The following is a 1,758-nucleotide window of genomic DNA, read 5'->3' as shown; positions in this document are numbered from 1 at the left end:
ATCATTATCAAAGGCGATCAGCACCTGCTTAATGCCGTGCTGTTCGAACGCCTGCCAGTGATCCGCGGTGACGCCGTTCACCCCGTAAGCGGCTGTCACATTGCGCTGCCCCGTCACCCAGAACGACAGCGCATCAATCAGCGATTCGCACAGGATCAGCGATTTTGCAGCCCCCAGTGCCTGCTCATTCCAGACCCCGCGGTGCGCGCCCGGCAGGTAAAGATGCGAGACCGTATCACCGCGCAGCCGCTCGCCGATTTTGCGTCCGTACAGTTCGTGAACCTGCCCCTCAGCGCTGATAACAGGGATAACCAGCGAGCCACGCAGATGCTCACGCCCGTTCTCCCGCAACACCCCGGCCGCTATCAGGCGGCGGCGGATCTCCTCGCCGGCTTTGACTTTTTTCGGTGGCAGACGGTAGCCCAGCGTGCGGTTGGCAAAGCCCAGCTTAAAATGGCTGACCAGTTCAGGATGGTTGAGCCGCCGCTTCGCCAGATAGGCCTGTGCTTCCGGCGCATTCAAAAGTGTATGGTGATAAAATGCAACCACCCGTGACAGCAACACCTGTTGCCCGATGGCATCACTGGTCAGCTCTTCCGGCTGCACCAGCGGCTCGACCGCCGGATTGTGCCCCAGCACGGCACGCAGGCGCTCCACGGCATGGCGCAGGCTCAGGCCCTCGGTGTGCATGACCCAGTCCAGCACCGACCCGCCCGCATCACAGCCAAAACAGTGGTAGAGATTTTTCGCTGGCGTGATCACCATCGAGGGCGTTTTCTCCTCATGGAACGGGCACAGCACGGTCATGTCTTTGCCGCGTTTAAAAAGTTGCCGCCCCTGCTGCTCGATGATGGCGACTAAGGGCACGGCGGTTTTCAGGTGCTGTAATTCTGCTTCGGGAATGCGAGCCATTTCATAGTCCTTTAAAAACCTGTCAATAGACATTTAAGTGGCATTATTAAAGTACTATTATGTACACATCGTCAAGGGTTTTTTAGAGGCAGGGTTACCATGACCATATCATTTCAAAACTGGCTAAGTGAGAACGGTATGGAAGTCTTTGCAACTCGTCTTCGTGAAGCAAGAGAAGCCCGCAAGATGACTCAGGCGCGACTGGCGGATTTATTGACGGTAAACAGGCGTGTTTATAATCGTTGGGAGCGTGGCTCATCTGTGCCACAACTTGATACGGTGGTAAAGATTGCTCAGGTACTCCAGATGAGTGTTGATGCTCTGGTTGGGCTGGAGCTGCCCCAAAAACCCAAGATACATAACCCTAAGTTACAGGCGCTTTATGAGCAGATCGATTCACTTTCAGATGAAGATCAACAAGCACTGATTGTTTTAATGGATAGTCTGGTAACAAGGGCAAAAATGGAAAAACTGATAGCAGGACAATGAGAAGAGTTTCGCGGCGCTGATGTGCTGGTAACACACCAACGCCGCTAACCATAAGCAACTAAACAGGAGTTGAATGATGGCTAAGGCGCATTCTAAGCAAAACCGTGCAGTAAATAAAGCCGTAAAAACAGAACGTTATTACACCGTGGGATACGTGCCGCAAAATGACAAGGCCAGTGCCCCGCCGGCAATACACCTTAAGGGTCAGTGGCTTAAGGCAGCAGGCTTTGATATTGGTGGCACACTCACGGTCAAGATTATGGAGGGCTGTCTGGTGCTCATTCCTGACAATGACGAGACTAACAGCCTCAAACAGCAATACCAGCGCCAGCGAGAGCAAATCAGCGAAATTAAGCT

At 53.4% G+C, this 1,758-nt stretch carries 3 protein-coding genes; 2 read left to right on the top strand and 1 reads right to left on the bottom strand.

The genetic code is table 11. The annotated features are described in order from the left end of the window. Positions 1 to 912, bottom strand: a 912-nt coding sequence (locus Xets_RS18820) for a CHC2 zinc finger domain-containing protein (RefSeq protein ID WP_187652316.1), incomplete at its 3' end; no start/stop codon positions are given. A 99-nt stretch (positions 913 to 1,011) separates the two neighbouring features. Here Xets_RS18820 and Xets_RS18815 point away from each other — a divergent pair. Together Xets_RS18815 and Xets_RS18810 are read left to right on the top strand one after the other, a co-directional pair. Further along, positions 1,012 to 1,401, top strand: a complete 390-nt coding sequence (locus Xets_RS18815; RefSeq protein WP_187652315.1) for a helix-turn-helix transcriptional regulator — start codon at positions 1,012 to 1,014, stop codon at positions 1,399 to 1,401. A 76-nt stretch (positions 1,402 to 1,477) separates the two neighbouring features. Next, positions 1,478 to 1,758 (top strand): SymE family type I addiction module toxin (locus tag Xets_RS18810; protein ID WP_187652314.1); only part of this gene is annotated, 281 nt, incomplete at its 3' end.

It is taken from the genome of Xenorhabdus sp. TS4 (assembly GCF_014467265.1).
GTDB classification, from domain to species: domain Bacteria; phylum Pseudomonadota; class Gammaproteobacteria; order Enterobacterales; family Enterobacteriaceae; genus Xenorhabdus; species Xenorhabdus ehlersii.
This window is presented reverse-complemented; position numbering and strand designations above follow the sequence as displayed.

Bases quoted from the DNA above. Each gene is read 5' to 3' on its own strand.
- Xets_RS18815 (WP_187652315.1), top strand. From the start codon at position 1,012: ATGACCATATCATTTCAAAACTGGCTAAGTGAGAACGGTATGGAAGTC.